Origin of the sequence: Blautia sp. SF-50 (genome assembly GCF_900101315.1) — a bacterium.
In the GTDB taxonomy this organism is placed as follows: domain Bacteria; phylum Bacillota; class Clostridia; order Lachnospirales; family Lachnospiraceae; genus Blautia_A; species Blautia_A fusiformis.
Genome location: NZ_FMUW01000034.1, coordinates 1 through 16,579 on the forward strand (window position 1 = coordinate 1; position 16,579 = coordinate 16,579).

The following is a 16,579-nucleotide window of genomic DNA, read 5'->3' on the forward strand; positions in this document are numbered from 1 at the left end:
TAGCAGAGATACCAGCCGATGAAGTCACATTGATACCAGCATTAATAAAATAATAATAACAATACAGGCACAGGCAAGTTTCATTGCATAGAATTTAGTCTTTCCAACAGACATGTGGAATTTAGTCCTGCACACTATTTCCAGATGTCCTTTTATCATGCAAAAAACTATGCTGTTTATGCCGTATAAAAGCATTATATACTAAAAAAATCAAGTTGTATATCTCCGAAAATAGAATTAAATCCCGCATAAAATCAAGGTATATTAGAATGTAGAATTTACTTTTTCATTCAAGCATATAATTGATTTTGACCCTAAAAGAACACCTTCTGTTCTGTTTTCTCATCTAGCTGTAAAAAATCCTGTATCGTTGAGTGAATGGAAAAAGCATCAAAGTATAAATGCATGGACAATATCACCCAGAAAACTTTTATTTTCGGCTCAGTGCGAACACCCTGCAATTGAAGCGACTATTCTTGCTTTTTGCAATCAAATTGATGAAGAATTGAGGAATGGTACTGTTATTTTGTCTAATCTATCAGATGAGGGAATGGATATTGATGTGGAGGTCTATAAAATTTCATTGCCACCTCAAGTAGATAGAAGAAAAATACAAGCTAAAAAAGATATAATATCAGGAAAGCCTATTTATCGTTACCATGACACAAAATTTTCATTAAGTAAGAAACAAATAATTGATTTGTTAATGGGAACTAAGCTGTATGGTAAGCCAGGAGTTGCATTGCGTGAACTGTTACAAAATTCTATTGATGCTTGTTTGCTTAGACAAAAACTCTCTGAGTTATGGGGGATAGAGTACACCCCTAAAGTTAAAGTGTCATTATATACAAAAAATAATGTTGATTATTTGCGAGTAAGTGATAATGGTGTTGGCATGAACCAGCATATAATTGATAATTATTACACCAATGTCGGATGCTCATATTATTCCTCTCGAGAATTTAGTGAGTTAATGGTTTCGTTCAAATCTTCGTTCACTCCGATATCTAGATTTGGTATAGGCATACTTTCATGTTTTATGGTATGTGACTCTATGGAAGTGACAACTAGGAGAATTAGAGAAAGATTCGAGTGCGATGAAGCATTGCATATATCGATTGAAGGTTATGAAAGTCTTTTTGTCATTTCGGATTCTAATAAAAAAGAACCTGGAACGGATACTATATTAACATTGCGTCCAGTGCATCCGTGGGATAGAATGAATGAAGAAGAATTTATGCAGTGTATAAAAGGCATTGTGCCAAATCCAGCAGTACAAATTGAGATTGAAACAAACAAAGGAAGCGAATTATATTCAAGTGATTATTTTGATGATTTAGATTTAAAACCTTTATTAGATTATTCTTGGAATAATATAAAAAATATCCGTAAAATAGATATTGATTTGATTTGTGAAGAGTATGGATTTAAAGGGAAAGGTTGTATAGGAATACTTATTAAAAATGGCTTGCCAGCAGAGGAAATTGAAATATTATCAAAAGATGTTGAAATTGATGGAGAGATTTATACCTTGTCTTCAAATATAAAATATAAAACTAATTGTATTACAGAAACATCAACAAGTATTTCAGTAGATGAAGACGGTGAAATTGATACAAATACATCATGGTCGGAAAGGTTTAAATCCAAAGCCTCATTATCTATACATGGAATAGAAGTTCCTTACAACTTGTTTCCTGATTATTCGAATAGGATGTCGAAAGCAGTCCTTAAAATACCATTTCCTTTTTCCTTCAGACTGGATATTGGTGTAAATAGTGACTTGAATCTAAATTCTGCAAGAGACCAGATTATTTATGATGAGAAGTGGTTGACTTTTGAAGAAAACTTATATCGAATTATCTGTAGAAGACTTAAGGATACTCTTTCGTCATCTGATTGGAAAATATTGAATGAAATAATTCAAAAAAATAATACCGACACGTTTAGCCGAGTTGCAAATAGCTTTGAGTGAGAAGTGAAAGTCAGTAATGGTTTTATCAAGGGTAAATACTTTCGTGCATAAGTTTGATGATGCAACTACAGTTGGTTTATTGCTTACTTTGGTTTTGATATTTGCATCCCAAACGGAGGTCATCTTATCAAACCCATTACACATAGTGCTGATAGCAGTACCTCTTACAATTCAGACTGTATTTATATTCTTTATTGCTTGTATAGCTTCGAAGATATTGGGAATGTCACATGATATAGCAGCCCCGGCAGGAATGATAGGTGCATCAAACTTCTTTGAACTTGCTGTTGCGGTAGCAATTACTTTGTTTGGAACAACAAGTCCGGTGGCTCTTGCTACAACTGTAGGAGTACTCACAGAGGTTCCTGTTATGCTTGCACTTGTGAAAGTAGCGAATAACACGAAAGGGTGGTTTAAGTCATGAAAAAGAAGGTAGCATTTATTTGTGTTCACAACTCATGCAGAAGTCAGATGGCAGAGGCTATAGGGAATCATTTGTACGGTGATTATCTAGAGTGCTATTCAGCCGGAACAGAATTAAAGGATCAAATTAACCAGGATGCAGTCAGAATTGTAAAAGAACTATATGGAATAGATATGAATGCAAAGGGTCATCATAGCAAGCTTATTGATGAAATACCTGATCCTGATATAGCTATTTCAATGGGGTGCGATGTTGGATGTCCTTTTATAGGCAGACCATTTGATGATGACTGGGGACTCATGGATCCGACAGGAAAATCTGACAAAGATTTCATAGAAGTAATCAAAGAAATAGAGGATAAAATCATTCAATTGAAGAATAGTCTATAAATAGTAACATCCTGCAGCAATGCAGGGTGTTTTGTCATTCATAGAATAGTTCAAACCGAAGGTTCTCGTCAGGTCACACGCGATACCAAGCACTATAACCTTCAAATGATCATTGCCGTAGGCTTCAAGGTCAATTCCGAGCGTGCCGTACAGTTCCGTAAAGAATCCATGTTGCCGGTTTTGCTTTTTACGTGAAATTACGATTTGCTTGCAGAACAATCAGTGCAGAGCATACCGAAGCCAGACAGCACCATTGTCATAGGACTGTACGCTTAGGAACTTCAAATTGACGGATTCTGTGTCTAACGGTAAACCGTTAAAAGTAGCAGTCATACCTTTTCTAACATCGATTCCGGGACCGAGTAGAATACGGACTTCATATTCATAAAGGACAGCGGAGATGTCATATTCCATCCGTTGTTGGAATTAAGAGAACGAGGATGATAACCACGCTCGGTTTTATAGTAAGCATAATAATCTTTTACAAACTGTGGGGCATTGTCCGGCAAAGGATGAAGGTGAAAAATGGAGCAATCTGCTTGAACAGTATGCCAAATATCATAAAACGCTGCACTTTGATCAAATCAGTTAAGTCCCCTAAAATATACCATGTTCCGCATGCAGAAGTCGTAAGCTGTAAATTCCAAAACGATGCAAATTTGGATGGGCACTGCAATGTTTTTTTTCATATGCAGGATAGCAGATTGAACGGGAGAAAAAGGAATTGCTTAACAGCTTTTCAGAACAGGTGAAGTTACTGTTCGCTGGTAATATAAATCCTCAAATACTCCTTGCAATAAAAAAATACAGCAATTATAATATAAATACAAAAGCCGGATGCGGAGGCTGACTTCTGAAAACAAAGAAAGGAAGTATAAAATGGCGAAAATTTTAATCAGTCCGTCCAAATATTTACAGGGTGCGGGAGAAATGAAGAATCTTGGAACTTATGCTGCAAAGAGCGGAAAAAAAGCGTTGGTTCTGATCAGTAAAGGCGGATATAAAAGAATCGGTAAAACGATCGAAGAGAGCTTTGCTGAGAGTACCTGTGAGGTGGTTTTTGATTATTTTAACGGAGAATGCTGTAACAGTGAGATTGATCGTCTGGTAAAGATCGTAAAAGATGAGCAGTGTGATCTTACCATTGGTATTGGTGGAGGAAAGATCTTTGATACAGCGAAGGCAGTTGCATACTATGCGGGAACACCGGTATTTATCTGTCCGACGATCGCATCTACAGATGCCCCTTGCAGTGCTTTGTCTGTTATTTATACAGAAGAAGGAGTTTTTGAAAAATATCTGTTTCTTCCGGCGAATCCGAATCTTGTTCTGATGGATACAGATATCATCACCAAATCGCCGGTTCGTCTTACTGTGGCTGGTATGGGAGATGCACTGGCAACATATTTTGAGGCAAGGGCATGTAAGAGAAGCGGAGCAACTTCCTGTGCAGGAGGTAAGACAACAGAGGCTGCCATGGCACTGGCTGAACTTTGCTTTAATACCTTGATGGATGAGGGCGTAAAAGCTAAGATAGCTCTGGAAGCAGGCGTATGCACACCGGCAGTTGAGAAAGTGATTGAGGCTAATACACTTCTTTCTGGAATTGGTTTTGAAAGTGCAGGACTTGCAGGTGCACATGCGATCCATAACGGATTTACTGTACTGGAAGAATGCCATCATATGTATCATGGAGAAAAAGTTGCATTCGGAACCATCACACAGCTGGTACTGGAGAATATTCCCCAGGAAGATCTGGAAGAGATCATCTTATGGTGCATTGAAGTAGGACTTCCTGTTACTCTGGCAGAGCTTGGAGCTGGGAAGGTAACTGATGAGCAGCTTATGGAAGTTGCCACAACTGCATGTGCGGAGAATGATACACTTCACAACATGCCATTTGAAGTTACACCGGAAACTGTATTTGCAGCAATCAAAGCGGCAGATGCATATGGAAGATATTACCTGGATGAGGAATAAACAGATAAAAAGTAAATAGCTGATATAAAAATTGCAATCTGCAGAAACAAGAGTTATCAAGTATTGTTATCCTGCAGGTTGCTTTTTTTTATGTATGGCTGTAATATAACAGAAAGATCAGTAAATATTGGAACAGAAAACATACGGAGGAATATTTGTGGCAAAAAAACGAAAACCCAAAATGGAGCTTCGATATTATAAGATGCCGGAGGGGAGCCCCATCCTTGCATTGCTTGGACAGAAGTGGGTTCAGAATTATGGGAACGATATCGATTATCTCCATTTTCATAATTATCTGGAAATCGGATTCTGCTATGAAGGACAGGGATTTATGATACTTGGAGAGGATAAGGTACAGTTTCATGACCGGGATTTTACGGTGATCCCATCCAATTATCCACATACCACAAACAGTGATATTGGAACTATCAGCCGCTGGGAGTATCTTTTTATTGATGTAGAAGGATTCCTGGATAAATTTATTAATAATTCGGTAAAAAAAGAAAAAATCGTTCAGCGGATCAACTCCAGATCACTTTTTCTGAATGAAAAAGAAAACCGATCCATGGCAGGTAAGATCCTTAAGATCCTGGATATCATGCGGGATGGAGAGGAATTTTATCTGGAAGAAGCTAAGGGAGTTTTGGCATCGCTTCTTGTGGAAATCGCAAGGATAAACCGGGATTCAGGCGAAGAACGTTGCAGCGAAGGCAGAGGAAAAGTCATAGATATGATCTCCAGGTTCCAGGAATATATTTCTGATCATTACATGGAGGATCTTCGTATTGACGAACTGGCAGAATACTGTCATATCAGTGAAACTCATTTGCGCCGGATATTTACGACTTACATGAAGATGAGTCCGCTGGAATACATCAATACGATCCGTATCCAGGCGGCCTGTGATTATCTGAAAAAAACAGATCAGCCAATTGCAGATATAGCACATAAGTGTGGTTTTACCACCAATTCCACATTTAACCGGAATTTTCGTCAGGTTACGGGAATGACACCTCTGGAGTGGAGAAAACGTCCGGAGAACTATGAACAGCAGCTTCTTAAGTTTGACATCCATTCAGAGGAAGGCTGGTAAAACAACAAAACCAGATCTGTGGATCTGTCACGACAGAATAGAAATATCAGACTGTATGCGGATCAGGCAGATAGAAAGAGGTAAGAAATGTACGATTACAGGATTGTGGAGCAGGTCTCCAGAAAAAAGAAACATATGTCAGGAGCTCTCAGAAAAGTAATGGTGATCTTTGCGGCAATTTTTGTACTGATGGGTATCACGATCTCTCAGGCATTCATGCTTCCGGGATTTCTTCTGGCGCTGCTTTACTTTGCTTATGACATATTCAGCCAGAGAGACTATGAATATATTATGGAAAACGGACAACTGACCATAGATGTGATCTATGGTAAAAAATATCGTAAAACAGCTCACGTGCTGAAGCTTGAGGAGATGGAAGTGACAGCACCTCACTATCATGAAAAAGTGGCAAAATATAAAAAGAATACCGGAACGGAGAAACTGAAAAAATACGATTATACCTCTTATGAAGATGATGTGCCTTACTATACCATGATCATTCAGGAAGATGGACGTAAAATAAAACTTCTTCTGGATCTGACAGAGGAAATGCTGCATACGATGAAAACGCAGTTTCCTGAAAGGGTTTATTTTGCATAATATGCAGAAATGTTTGTGAAATATGTATGAAAAACAACATAAAATTTTATGAAATAGAAACAAAAACCTTCTTTTTTGACAAAAAATGTTCGCACAATGTCAAAAAAGAAGGTTTTTTTGGGCATCCTGACGAATGTAAAAAGAAAAAATCCTCAAAGTGCATATTTTTTGTAAAAATATAGCGTGACAATAGTGCACAATCAATAAAATGGTTGAAATTGCATATTATATGAACAATTCTGCAAACTATAGAGGAAATACGGATGCTATAATCTATTCATAAGCAAACGGGAAATGCTTAATAAAGGAGGAAAAGTAAATGAAGAAAAAATTACTCGCAGTATTAATGACAGGTATCATGGCAATGTCTTTTGCTGCAACTACTACAGCAGTATATGCAAAAGGTGATGACGATAACACCCTGACTGTATGGGCATGGGATCAGAACTTCAACATCAAGGCTATGAATATTGCAGGTGAGCAGTATGCAAAGGATCACGAAGGATTCAAGGTTGATGTAGTTGAGACATCTTCTGATGACTGCCAGACCAAACTTACAACAGCAGCAAACGCCGGAGATTACAGCACACTTCCGGACATCGTTCTGATGCAGGACAACAGCTATCAGAAATATCTGAAGAGTTATCCGGATGCTTTTACAGATCTGAAGGATATGGATATCAACTGGGATGATTTCGGAAAACTGAAACAGTCCTACTCCATGGTAGATGACACACATTACGGAGTTCCGTTTGATAACGGTGCAACAATTGCCTGCTATCGTACAGATATCCTGGAAGAAGCAGGATATACCATTGATGATCTTACAGATATCACATGGAGCAAATTCATGGAGATCGGAAAAGACGTTCACGAAAAAACAGGTAAATATCTCCTTACAAGTGAAGCAACAGGTGGCGATACTCTGATGATGATGATCCAGTCCTGTGGAGCAAACTTCGTAAATGATGACGGAGAGGCTTATATCGTTGGCAACGATGTAGCAGAGAAATGCGTAGATCTTTATGTGGATCTTGTAAAGAACAATGTTGTTAAATTAGTAAATAACTGGGATGAGTACATCTCCACAATCACAGGCGGAGAGGCTGCCGGTATCGTTAACGGTAACTGGATCACAGCTACACTGATGGGAACAGAGGATCAGAAGGGTCTGTGGCAGATCACAACAATGCCGAAGGTTGACGGCGTTGATACAGCTACAAACTATGCAAACAATGGCGGATCTTCCTGGTACATTACATCCAACTGCAAGAATGTAGAGCTTGCTGAGGACTTCCTTGCAAGCACATTTGGTTCCAGCACAGACTTCTATGATGCAATCCTTCCGGAAACAGGTGCAATTTCCTGCTACCTGCCGGCTGGTGAGTCTGAGGTTTACAATGAGCCAAGCGAGTTCTTCAATAACCAGCCGATCTTCTCAACAATTGTAGAGTACTCTTCACACATTCCGGAATTTACAAAAACTCCGTACCACTATGAGGCAAGAGAGTGCATCAACACAGCTGTTGTTAATATTGTAAACGGCGCAGATAAAGAATCTGCACTTCAGGAAGCACAGGATACACTGGCATTCAAGATGACAGAGTAAAGCTGAAATATTAATGAAATACAGGGCAGGGGACTGCATGCAGTCCCTTGTCTTATGTAAAGGTTTAGATGTTTGAAAGGAGGAGTTCCTGTGAATTCCAAAAAAAGTGGCATGTCTCTGGTAGCGAAACAAAGAGCGGCCGGCTGGATCTTTCTGGCACCGGCAACCATTATGATCGCTGTCATGAGTTTTTATCCGATGATCCGCGCATTTATCATTTCTTTACAGACAGGTGCCGGAGCAAACATGAGGTTTGCGGATCCGATCTTCAGTAACTATAAACGTATCATGATGGATAAGGTATTCCAGCAGTCCATCGTCAATACTTTCCTGTATCTTATTATTCAGGTACCGATCATGCTGGTCCTTGCGATCCTGCTTGCACAGCTTCTGAATAACAAGGATCTGAAATTTAAAGGCTTTTTCCGTACATGTGTATTTCTTCCATGTGCAACATCTCTTGTATCTTATTCTCTGATCTTCCGTTCTATGTTTGCAACAGACGGTCTGATCAACAGCATCCTGATCAAACTTGGAATTTTAACAACTGGCTATAACTTCCTGGGTAACTCCACAAGTGCAAAGATCGTGATCATCATCGCACTGATCTGGAGATGGACAGGATATAACATGGTGTTCTATCTGGCAGGTCTTCAGAATATTGAATATTCTGTATACGAGGCAGCAAAGATCGATGGTGCCAATGGCTGGAAGACCTTCTGGAAAATTACCGTACCACTTCTGAAACCGACAATTATCATGACATTTATTATGTCGATCAATGGTACACTGCAGTTGTTTGATGAGTCTGTCAACCTGACAAAAGGTGGCCCGGCGAACTCAACCATCACAATGTCCCATTATGTTTATAATACATGCTTCATCAACGTGCCAAACTTCGGATATGCGGCAGCAATGTCATTTATCATATTTATCATGGTAGCGATCCTGGCCTTTATCAATTTGAAAGTAGGTGATACACGTGACTGAGAAAAAGAATAAATCCGCAATTCAGAGAAGATTGATCCCTACATATATTTTTCTGATCATCGTATCATTTATCTCTGTATTTCCACTGTATTGGATGATCTCTGCGGCAACCAATACATCCACAGATGTATCCAGAGGCCGTATCCTTCCGGGTACATATTTTATGCAGAACTTTAAAAACCTGACTGCACAGCAGCCGCTGTGGAGAGCTCTTGGAAACTCTCTGTTTTATGCAGTTCTTACTACAGTGATCTGCCTTCTGATCTGTTCTATCGCAGGTTATGGCTTTGAGGTATATCATGACAGATGGAAAGACAGACTGTTTTCCACCCTGCTTCTTGCAATGATGGTTCCGCAGGTTGCAACGATGGTTCCTTTATTTAAGATGTTTTCAAAAGCCGGACTCTTAAATACAGCGGTAGGTTTTATCCTTCCGATCATTTCCACACCATTTATGATCATGATGTTCCGTCAGAATGCCAGAGCATTTCCTATCGATATCATTGAGGCAGCACGGATTGACGGATTAAGCGAGGTAAGGATCTTTTTCCAGATGTTTATCCCGACTATGAAATCTACTTATGCGGCGGCAGCAGTTATCACATTTATGAATGCATGGAATTCCTATCTGTGGCCGAAGGTAATCATGACAGATAATAAGGCGATGACCATGCCGATGTTGATCGCCAATCTGATCACAGGATATGTAACGGATTACGGCATGCTGATGTGCGGCGTATTATTCTGTTCCATTCCGACCATGATCGTATTCTTCGTATTACAGAAACAGTTCGCAGAGGGTATTACCGGAGCTGTAAAATAATTTTAAAACAAAAAGGATGCTGCCGAAATCTGTAGGTATATTGTATAATATGCTTTAACTGGATCACGCAGCATTCTTTTTATACCAGATCAACTGTGGATCAGTTGTCTGGTATAAATTTTCTCAGAGAAGAGGATGCTTTTGTCCGCTTGATGTGAATCAAATCATAAGGAGATAAAAAATGGCAGAGCAGATTAGATACAGCCATTATCTGCACGGTGGCGATTACAACCCTGAGCAGTGGCTGGACAGACCGGATATTCTGAAAAAAGATATCGAATATTTCAAAAAAGCCCATATCAATACCGTTTCCATGGGAATGTTTTCCTGGGCAGTGCTGGAGCCAGAAGAGGGAAGATATAACTTTGACTGGCTGGAAGAAGTGATCGATAATCTGTATAAAGAAGGAATTTATACGATACTTTCCACACCATCCGGAGCAAGACCGAAATGGATGGCAGATAAATATGAAGAAGTTCTTCGCATGGATCCGGATCGCACGAGAAGATTTTTCGGTGGAAGACATAATCACTGTTATACTTCTCCAGTATACAGGGAAAAAGTCTACAATATTAATAAGAAGCTTTCTGAACGTTTCGGAAAACATCCCGCAGTGCTTTTGTGGCATATTTCCAATGAATATGGCGGAGAATGCCACTGTCCTCTGTGCCGGGAAAAATTCCGGGAATGGCTGAAAGAAAAATACGGGACCATCGAAAATTTAAATTCCAGCTGGTGCACAACATTTTGGAGCCATACCTATAACAGCTTTGATCAGATCGAAAGTCCTTCGCCAAAGGGGGAAAATGCTCTTCATGCACTTACCTTGGACTGGAAACGTTTTGTTACAGACAGGACTGTGGATTTTATGAAGCATGAGATTTCTGCGATCCGTGCAGGTGGTTCCGAGCTTCCGGCAACTGCCAATCTGATGTATGACTACAACGGACTGGACTATAAAAAATTTAAGGATGTTATGGATATTGCATCCTGGGATAATTATCCAAGCTGGCATAAAAAAGACAATTATACCACAGCGTTGGACGGAGCCATGCAGCATGATCTTATGCGAAGCATCAAGAAAGCACCGTTTCTTCTGATGGAATCCTGTCCCTCTGCGACCAACTGGAAACCTATCAACAAGCTGAAAAAACCAGGAATACATCTGGCTGCCTCTCTGCAGGCAGTTGCTCATGGTTCAGACAGTGTTCTGTATTTCCAGCTTCGTCAGAGCCAGGGAGCCTCTGAGAAATTCCATGGTGCGGTGATCGATCACTACGGTGGGGATGATACTCGTATTTTCCGCGAAGTGACAGAGGTAGGAGAAGCGTTGGAGCAGATCCGGGAAACTGCTGGAAGCGTGACGAAGTCTCCGGTGGCTGTTCTCTATGACCGGGAAAATGACTGGGCGCTGAAGGATGCGCAGGGACCTCGAAACGAGGATATGCATTATCAGGAAAATGTACTGAAACAGTATCGTGCTCTCCGAAGAAAAGGCTATAATACAGATATCATCAATATGGAACATGATCTGTCCCGGTACCGTTTGGTAACGGCACCGATGGCCTACATGTTTTATCATGGATATGCCGAAAAGCTTCGCGCTTTTGCAAAAAACGGTGGTACTCTGGTAATTTCCTACTGGTCCGGACTTGTAGATGAAACAGATAAATGCTATCTGGAGGGAACCCCTCACGGGCTGATGGAAGCAGCCGGTATCCGTGCGGAAGAGATCGATGCACTTTATGACTGGGAAGAAAACGTAGGTATCCCGGAAACAGGAAATCATCTCAGAATTACAGAAAGCTATACCTGCAAAAATCTCTGTGAACTTGCAGAGGTTTCCGGTGCGGAAGTGCTGCTGCGTTATGGAAGGGATTTCTATCAGGGGTATCCGGTACTGACTCACAAGAAATACGGAAAGGGCCATGTTTATTATGTGGCGGCAGATATGGAAGCAGCCTTTTATGAGGACTTTCTGGGAAGGGCAGCAGAGGAAGCAGGTGTGAAGATGCCGTTTGCATTTATACCGGAAGGTATTTCTGTGACAACCAGAGAAAATGAGGATACGGAATATCTGTTTATCCAGAATTTCGGAGAAAAGACAGAAACAGTTTCTGTCTCGGGGGATTACGAAGTTCTCTACGGATCAACAGATGAAAATATTGCTCCGCTTGCCACCAGGATCTTAAAGCGGAAAAAATAATCAAAGTAAAAAAATCACAGCAAAAGTATAAAGTATATTTGTTTTCGGACGGTATACTTTTTACTGCTGTCTGGGAAAGAGAAGGTAAAATGGCAGGTACACCAAAAGAAGAGATAAAAAGAATAGCGGATCAGTTTGCATTTACCGGAGAACTGGTTTCCTGCGGCCCCTGCGGAAGCGGGCATATCAACGAAACCTATATGCTTAGATATCGGATCGGAGAGATGGGGTCCATTAAGGTGATCCTTCAGAAGATCAATCGGGAGATCTTTCAGAAACCGGAAGAACTGATGGAGAACATTGCCGGAGTCACCAGGCATCTGAAAAAGAAAGTTCTTCAGAAGGGAGGAGATCCGGAACGGGAGGTTCTGAACCTGATTCCGACAAAGGACGGGAAGGCATTCCTGACAGATGAAAACGGAGAATGCTGGAGAGCTTATATTTTTATTACCGATGCAGTAAGCTATGATCTGGCGGAAAAACCGGAGGATTTTTATGAAAGTGCAGTTGCATTTGGAAAATTCCAGGAAATGCTGGCGGATTACCCGGCAGAGACTCTGCATGAAACGATAAAGGATTTCCATGATACAAAGAAACGTTTTCAGACTTTGAAAAATGCCATAGAGAAGGACAGCTGCCATCGTGCCGCATCCGTAAAAGAAGAGATCGCATTTGCGTTTCAGCATGAGTATCTGGCAAATGTATTCGGTGAGCTTCTGGCAAAAGGTGAGGTGCCCCTTCGGGTAACACACAACGATACGAAGCTGAATAACGTTATGATCGACCTGGAAACAGGAAGGGGAATCTGTGTAGTGGACCTGGACACGGTTATGCCGGGACTTGCCATGAATGATTTTGGAGATTCCATTCGTTTCGGGGCCAGCACTGCATTGGAGGATGAGAAAGATTTAAGCAAAGTTTCCTGTGATATGGAGCTCTATGAAATCTATGTAAAAGGCTTTCTGGAAAGCTGTGGAGATAAGCTCAGTGCAAAAGAGATCGAGATGCTTCCCATGGGAGCTAAGGTGATGACTTATGAATGCGGCATTCGCTTTCTTACCGATTATCTGGAAGGAGATCATTATTTTAAGATCGACCGGGAAGAACACAATCTGGACCGCTGCCGCACACAGTTTAAGCTGGTGGCTGATATGGAACAGAAATGGGATACTATGCAGACGATCGTGAAAAAATATCAGAAATAAAAAAAACAGGGGTTTTTACAATGGAGGTAAAGCGATGAGCGAAACAAAAGGAAGAGTGACTATTCCGACAGATCTGGATGTGATTCCGGAGACACTGAAAATGCTGGACGAGTGGGGTGCAGATGCCATCCGTGACTGTGACGGAACGGAATTTCCGGCAGAGTTGAAGAAAACCGGCGCAAAGATTTATGCAACTTATTATACCACCAGAAAGGATAATGCCTGGGCAAAGGCCCATCCGGAAGAAATCCAGCAGATGTATATCATGACATCCTTTCACACGGCAGTGTCGGATACTCTGGAAATCCATCTGATGGATCATCTGTATCCGGATATGCTGGCGGTGAATACAAGAGATGATATCAGAAGATGGTGGGAAGTCATTGACCGGACTACAGGGGAAGCTGTCAGTACAGAGGAATGGTCATACGATGAAAAAAACGGAAATGTTGTGATCAGGCCGGCGAAAGAGTTTCATGAGTATACGGTAAGTTTTCTTGCATATATCATGTGGGATCCGGTACATATGTACAATGCAGTTGTCAATGACTGGAAGGATGTAGAGCCTCAGATCACTTTTGATGTGCGTCAGCCCGCAACACGTGCACATTCCATGGATCGCCTCCGCAGATTTCTGGATTCCCATGATTATGTGAATGTAGTACGATTTACTACCTTTTTTCACCAGTTCACACTGATCTTTGATGAGATGGCACGGGAAAAATATGTAGACTGGTTCGGATATTCTGCTTCGGTGAGTCCCTATATCCTGGAACAGTTTGAGCAGGAAGTGGGATATAAGTTCCGCCCGGAGTTTATCATTGATCAGGGATATATGAACAACACTTATCGGATCCCGTCGAAAGAATTTAAAGATTTCCAGGCTTTCCAGAGACGGGAAGTGGCGAAGCTTGCAAAGGAAATGGTAGACATTGTCCATGAATACGGAAAAGAGGCCATGATGTTCATGGGCGATCACTGGATCGGTATGGAGCCCTTTATGGATGAGTTTGCTTCCATCGGGCTGGATGCGGTAGTGGGAAGCGTCGGAAACGGAGCGACCTTACGTTTGTTCAGTGATATTAAACATGTAAAATATACAGAGGGAAGATTTCTGCCGTACTTTTTCCCGGACACCTTCCATGAGGGCGGGGATCCTGTAAAAGAGGCAAAAGTAAACTGGGTGACTGCAAGAAGAGCTATCCTTCGAAGCCCGATCCAGAGAATTGGATACGGCGGTTATCTGAAGCTGGCTCTGGAATTTCCGGATTTTGTACAGTATATCAAGGAAGTCTGCCAGGAATTCCGTGTGCTCTACGACAATATCCAGGGAACCACACCATACTGCGTAAAACGTGTGGCTGTTTTAAATTGCTGGGGAAAAATGCGCTCCTGGGGCAACCATATGGTACATCATGCCATCTATTACAAGCAGAATTATTCCTATTTCGGAATTATCGAGGCATTAAGTGGTGCGCCTTTTGATGTGTCCTTTATCAGCTTTGATGATATCCGTCAGGATAAAGATCTGCTGAATGATTTTGATGTGATCATCAATGTAGGTGATGCGGACACTGCACAGTCCGGTGGTGAGAACTGGGCAGATCCGGAAATCCTTACAGCAGTGCGGAAATTTGTCTATAATGGCGGCGGATTTATTGGCGTCGGTGAACCGGCAGCTCATCAGTGGCAGGGAAAATTCTTCCAGCTGGATGACATCCTTGGTGTAGAGGAAGAAAGAGGATTTAATCTTAATACCGATAAATACAACTGGGAAGAGCATAAAGATCATTTTATCCTGAAGGATACAGACGGAACCGTAGATTTCGGTGAGGGGAAAAAGAATATCTTTGCACTTCCGGATACGAAGATCCTTATCCAGAAAGATCAGGAAGTCCAGATGGCAGTAAAAACCTTCGGAAAAGGCCGGGGCGTTTATATCAGCGGACTTCCGTACAGCTTTTGCAACAGCCGTATTCTTTACAGAGCCGTACTCTGGTCAGCGGCAGCGGAAGGTGAGCTTCACCGTTGGTTTTCTTCCAATTATAATGTGGAAGTACATGCTTATGTGAAAAATAAAAAGTATTGTGTGGTAAACAACACCTATGAGCCACAGGACACTACGGTTTACACAGGGGATGGAAAGAGCTTTGACCTTCATCTGGAAGCTAATGAGATCCGCTGGTATCAGATCTGAGAAAGCAGGATACAGGTTTACTGATAAAGAAAAGCTGTGAAATTGTCTGAGGGCGTTGACAGAGAAAAAACTTATAATATAATAAATCCATTCTAAAAGTAGGAAAACAAAGCTGTTGTAATAGAGAAAATCTATTATAACAGCTTTTTGTTATTGTTGACAAACAATTTTACTTACAAAGAGGAGGACTTTATGAACAAAAAGATTAAGACAGTGTTTTCCTATCTGATGATCATTGTGGGAGCGATTCTGGCCAGTTTTTCTGTTGCTTGTATTTTGCTTCCCAATGATGCCATCGATTACGGAACTGCCGGAATCGCCATTATCATAAGCAAGCTGACAGGGTATAACCTGTCGTTATGTGTGCTACTTGTGTTTCTGCCGTTTCTCATAGCTGGGGTCATTCTTATCGGTAAGTATTTCTTTGCAAAAACGTTCGTGGGCTTTGTTGTCTACACAATAGGTCTTTCCTACTTTGAAAAAATCCCTTTTGAGCTGAATACAGAGCATTTTATTGCAGTAGTCTTTGGAGGTGCGATCCTTGGTGTGGGACTGCCTCTGATCCTTCGAAACGGTGGCTGTATTGACGGTTCTGAGATCTTTGCCAATATCATTGTAAAAAAGATCTACAATCATTCCGGAAAGGACTACAGTATTTCCTACATATTGATCGCATTTAATGCGTGTGTATATGGAACTGTGTTTGTACTTCTTGACAGAGATTCCGCACTTTTAAGTCTTCTGGTATACATTGTGGCGACTTCCATCATCGATCATTTCACAGATCATTTTGAGGCACTGAAACAGGTGACGATCATCACAAAGGATCCTGATGCGATCATCTGTGATATTAAGGAGGAACTGAATAAAACCTGTACCATCATCAACTCTTCCGGCGTGATCGCAGGAGAGAACAAGACTTTGATCTGTTATGTAAATTATTTTGAACTGCAGAAAGTAAAAGAGATCATTTCAAGGAATAAAGGATCTTTCAGTACCGTTTCCACCATTGACGAGATCCTGCGGTAAGGCATGTCTGTAAATGAGAATGCAGATATTTCTTTTGCAGAAAAAGAGTGCTTTTTTCT

Annotated in this window: 13 protein-coding genes and 2 pseudogenes; 14 read left to right on the top strand and 1 reads right to left on the bottom strand. The window is 41.0% G+C overall.

From position 1 onward, the window contains the following. The first annotated feature begins 301 nt into the window (after window positions 1-301). The 4 genes and pseudogenes from BLP57_RS14910 to rhuM form a co-directional block, all read left to right on the top strand. Entirely contained in the window at window positions 302-1,975 is a 1,674-nt protein-coding gene (locus BLP57_RS14910; protein ID WP_442855627.1) for an HD domain-containing protein, read from the top strand. 16 nt (window positions 1,976-1,991) lie between these two features. Beyond that, window positions 1,992-2,399: an arsenic resistance protein gene (locus BLP57_RS14915; RefSeq protein WP_330389484.1), complete on the top strand. Its 408-nt coding sequence runs from the start codon at window positions 1,992-1,994 to the stop codon at window positions 2,397-2,399. Then, the gene (locus tag BLP57_RS14920; RefSeq protein WP_092072862.1) at window positions 2,396-2,788 is read left to right on the top strand and encodes an arsenate reductase ArsC; all 393 of its coding nucleotides are present in this window, start codon (window positions 2,396-2,398) and stop codon (window positions 2,786-2,788) included. The genes BLP57_RS14915 and BLP57_RS14920 overlap by 4 nt, the downstream gene beginning before the upstream one ends. 42 nt (window positions 2,789-2,830) lie before the next feature. Beyond that, window positions 2,831-2,950, top strand: a pseudogene (rhuM, locus tag BLP57_RS14925) (RhuM family protein); the annotation flags it as partial. Between the two features lie 197 nt (window positions 2,951-3,147). On the opposite strand, the pseudogene BLP57_RS18780 reads toward rhuM, so the two are convergent. Beyond that, a pseudogene (locus BLP57_RS18780) lies at window positions 3,148-3,300 on the bottom strand (alpha/beta hydrolase); the annotation flags it as partial. A 367-nt stretch (window positions 3,301-3,667) separates the two neighbouring features. Between BLP57_RS18780 and BLP57_RS14935 the strand changes: the two are divergent. From BLP57_RS14935 to BLP57_RS14980, 10 genes are all read left to right on the top strand, one after another. Further along, entirely contained in the window at window positions 3,668-4,768 is a 1,101-nt protein-coding gene (locus tag BLP57_RS14935; RefSeq protein ID WP_044961632.1) for a glycerol dehydrogenase, read from the top strand. 157 nt (window positions 4,769-4,925) lie between these two features. Further along, window positions 4,926-5,861 carry a helix-turn-helix domain-containing protein gene (locus BLP57_RS17680; protein WP_242872645.1) on the top strand — a complete coding sequence of 312 codons (936 nt, stop codon included), beginning with the start codon at window positions 4,926-4,928 and terminating at the stop codon, window positions 5,859-5,861. An 87-nt stretch (window positions 5,862-5,948) separates the two neighbouring features. Then, a complete protein-coding gene (locus BLP57_RS14945) occupies window positions 5,949-6,461 on the top strand; it encodes a hypothetical protein (RefSeq protein ID WP_092072868.1) in 513 nt (170 codons plus the stop codon). A 319-nt stretch (window positions 6,462-6,780) separates the two neighbouring features. Then, window positions 6,781-8,070: an ABC transporter substrate-binding protein gene (locus tag BLP57_RS14950; RefSeq protein WP_015524390.1), complete on the top strand. Its 1,290-nt coding sequence runs from the start codon at window positions 6,781-6,783 to the stop codon at window positions 8,068-8,070. A 90-nt stretch (window positions 8,071-8,160) separates the two neighbouring features. Further along, window positions 8,161-9,060: a carbohydrate ABC transporter permease gene (locus BLP57_RS14955; RefSeq protein ID WP_022426329.1), complete on the top strand. Its 900-nt coding sequence runs from the start codon at window positions 8,161-8,163 to the stop codon at window positions 9,058-9,060. Beyond that, a complete protein-coding gene (locus tag BLP57_RS14960) occupies window positions 9,053-9,883 on the top strand; it encodes a carbohydrate ABC transporter permease (RefSeq protein WP_021651760.1) in 831 nt (276 codons plus the stop codon). Before BLP57_RS14955 ends, BLP57_RS14960 begins: the two co-directional genes overlap by 8 nt. 181 nt (window positions 9,884-10,064) lie before the next feature. Further along, window positions 10,065-12,089, top strand: a complete 2,025-nt coding sequence (locus tag BLP57_RS14965; protein ID WP_092072871.1) for a beta-galactosidase — start codon at window positions 10,065-10,067, stop codon at window positions 12,087-12,089. An 89-nt stretch (window positions 12,090-12,178) separates the two neighbouring features. Continuing rightward, window positions 12,179-13,294 carry a phosphotransferase enzyme family protein gene (locus BLP57_RS14970; RefSeq protein ID WP_092072874.1) on the top strand — a complete coding sequence of 372 codons (1,116 nt, stop codon included), beginning with the start codon at window positions 12,179-12,181 and terminating at the stop codon, window positions 13,292-13,294. Window positions 13,295-13,328: 34 nt separating this feature from the next. Continuing rightward, window positions 13,329-15,491 carry a 1,3-beta-galactosyl-N-acetylhexosamine phosphorylase gene (gene gnpA, locus BLP57_RS14975; protein ID WP_092072880.1) on the top strand — a complete coding sequence of 721 codons (2,163 nt, stop codon included), beginning with the start codon at window positions 13,329-13,331 and terminating at the stop codon, window positions 15,489-15,491. A 192-nt stretch (window positions 15,492-15,683) separates the two neighbouring features. Continuing rightward, window positions 15,684-16,520, top strand: coding sequence for a YitT family protein (locus BLP57_RS14980; protein ID WP_092072883.1), 837 nt, complete (start codon window positions 15,684-15,686; stop codon window positions 16,518-16,520). The last annotated feature ends 59 nt before the right edge of the window (window positions 16,521-16,579 follow it).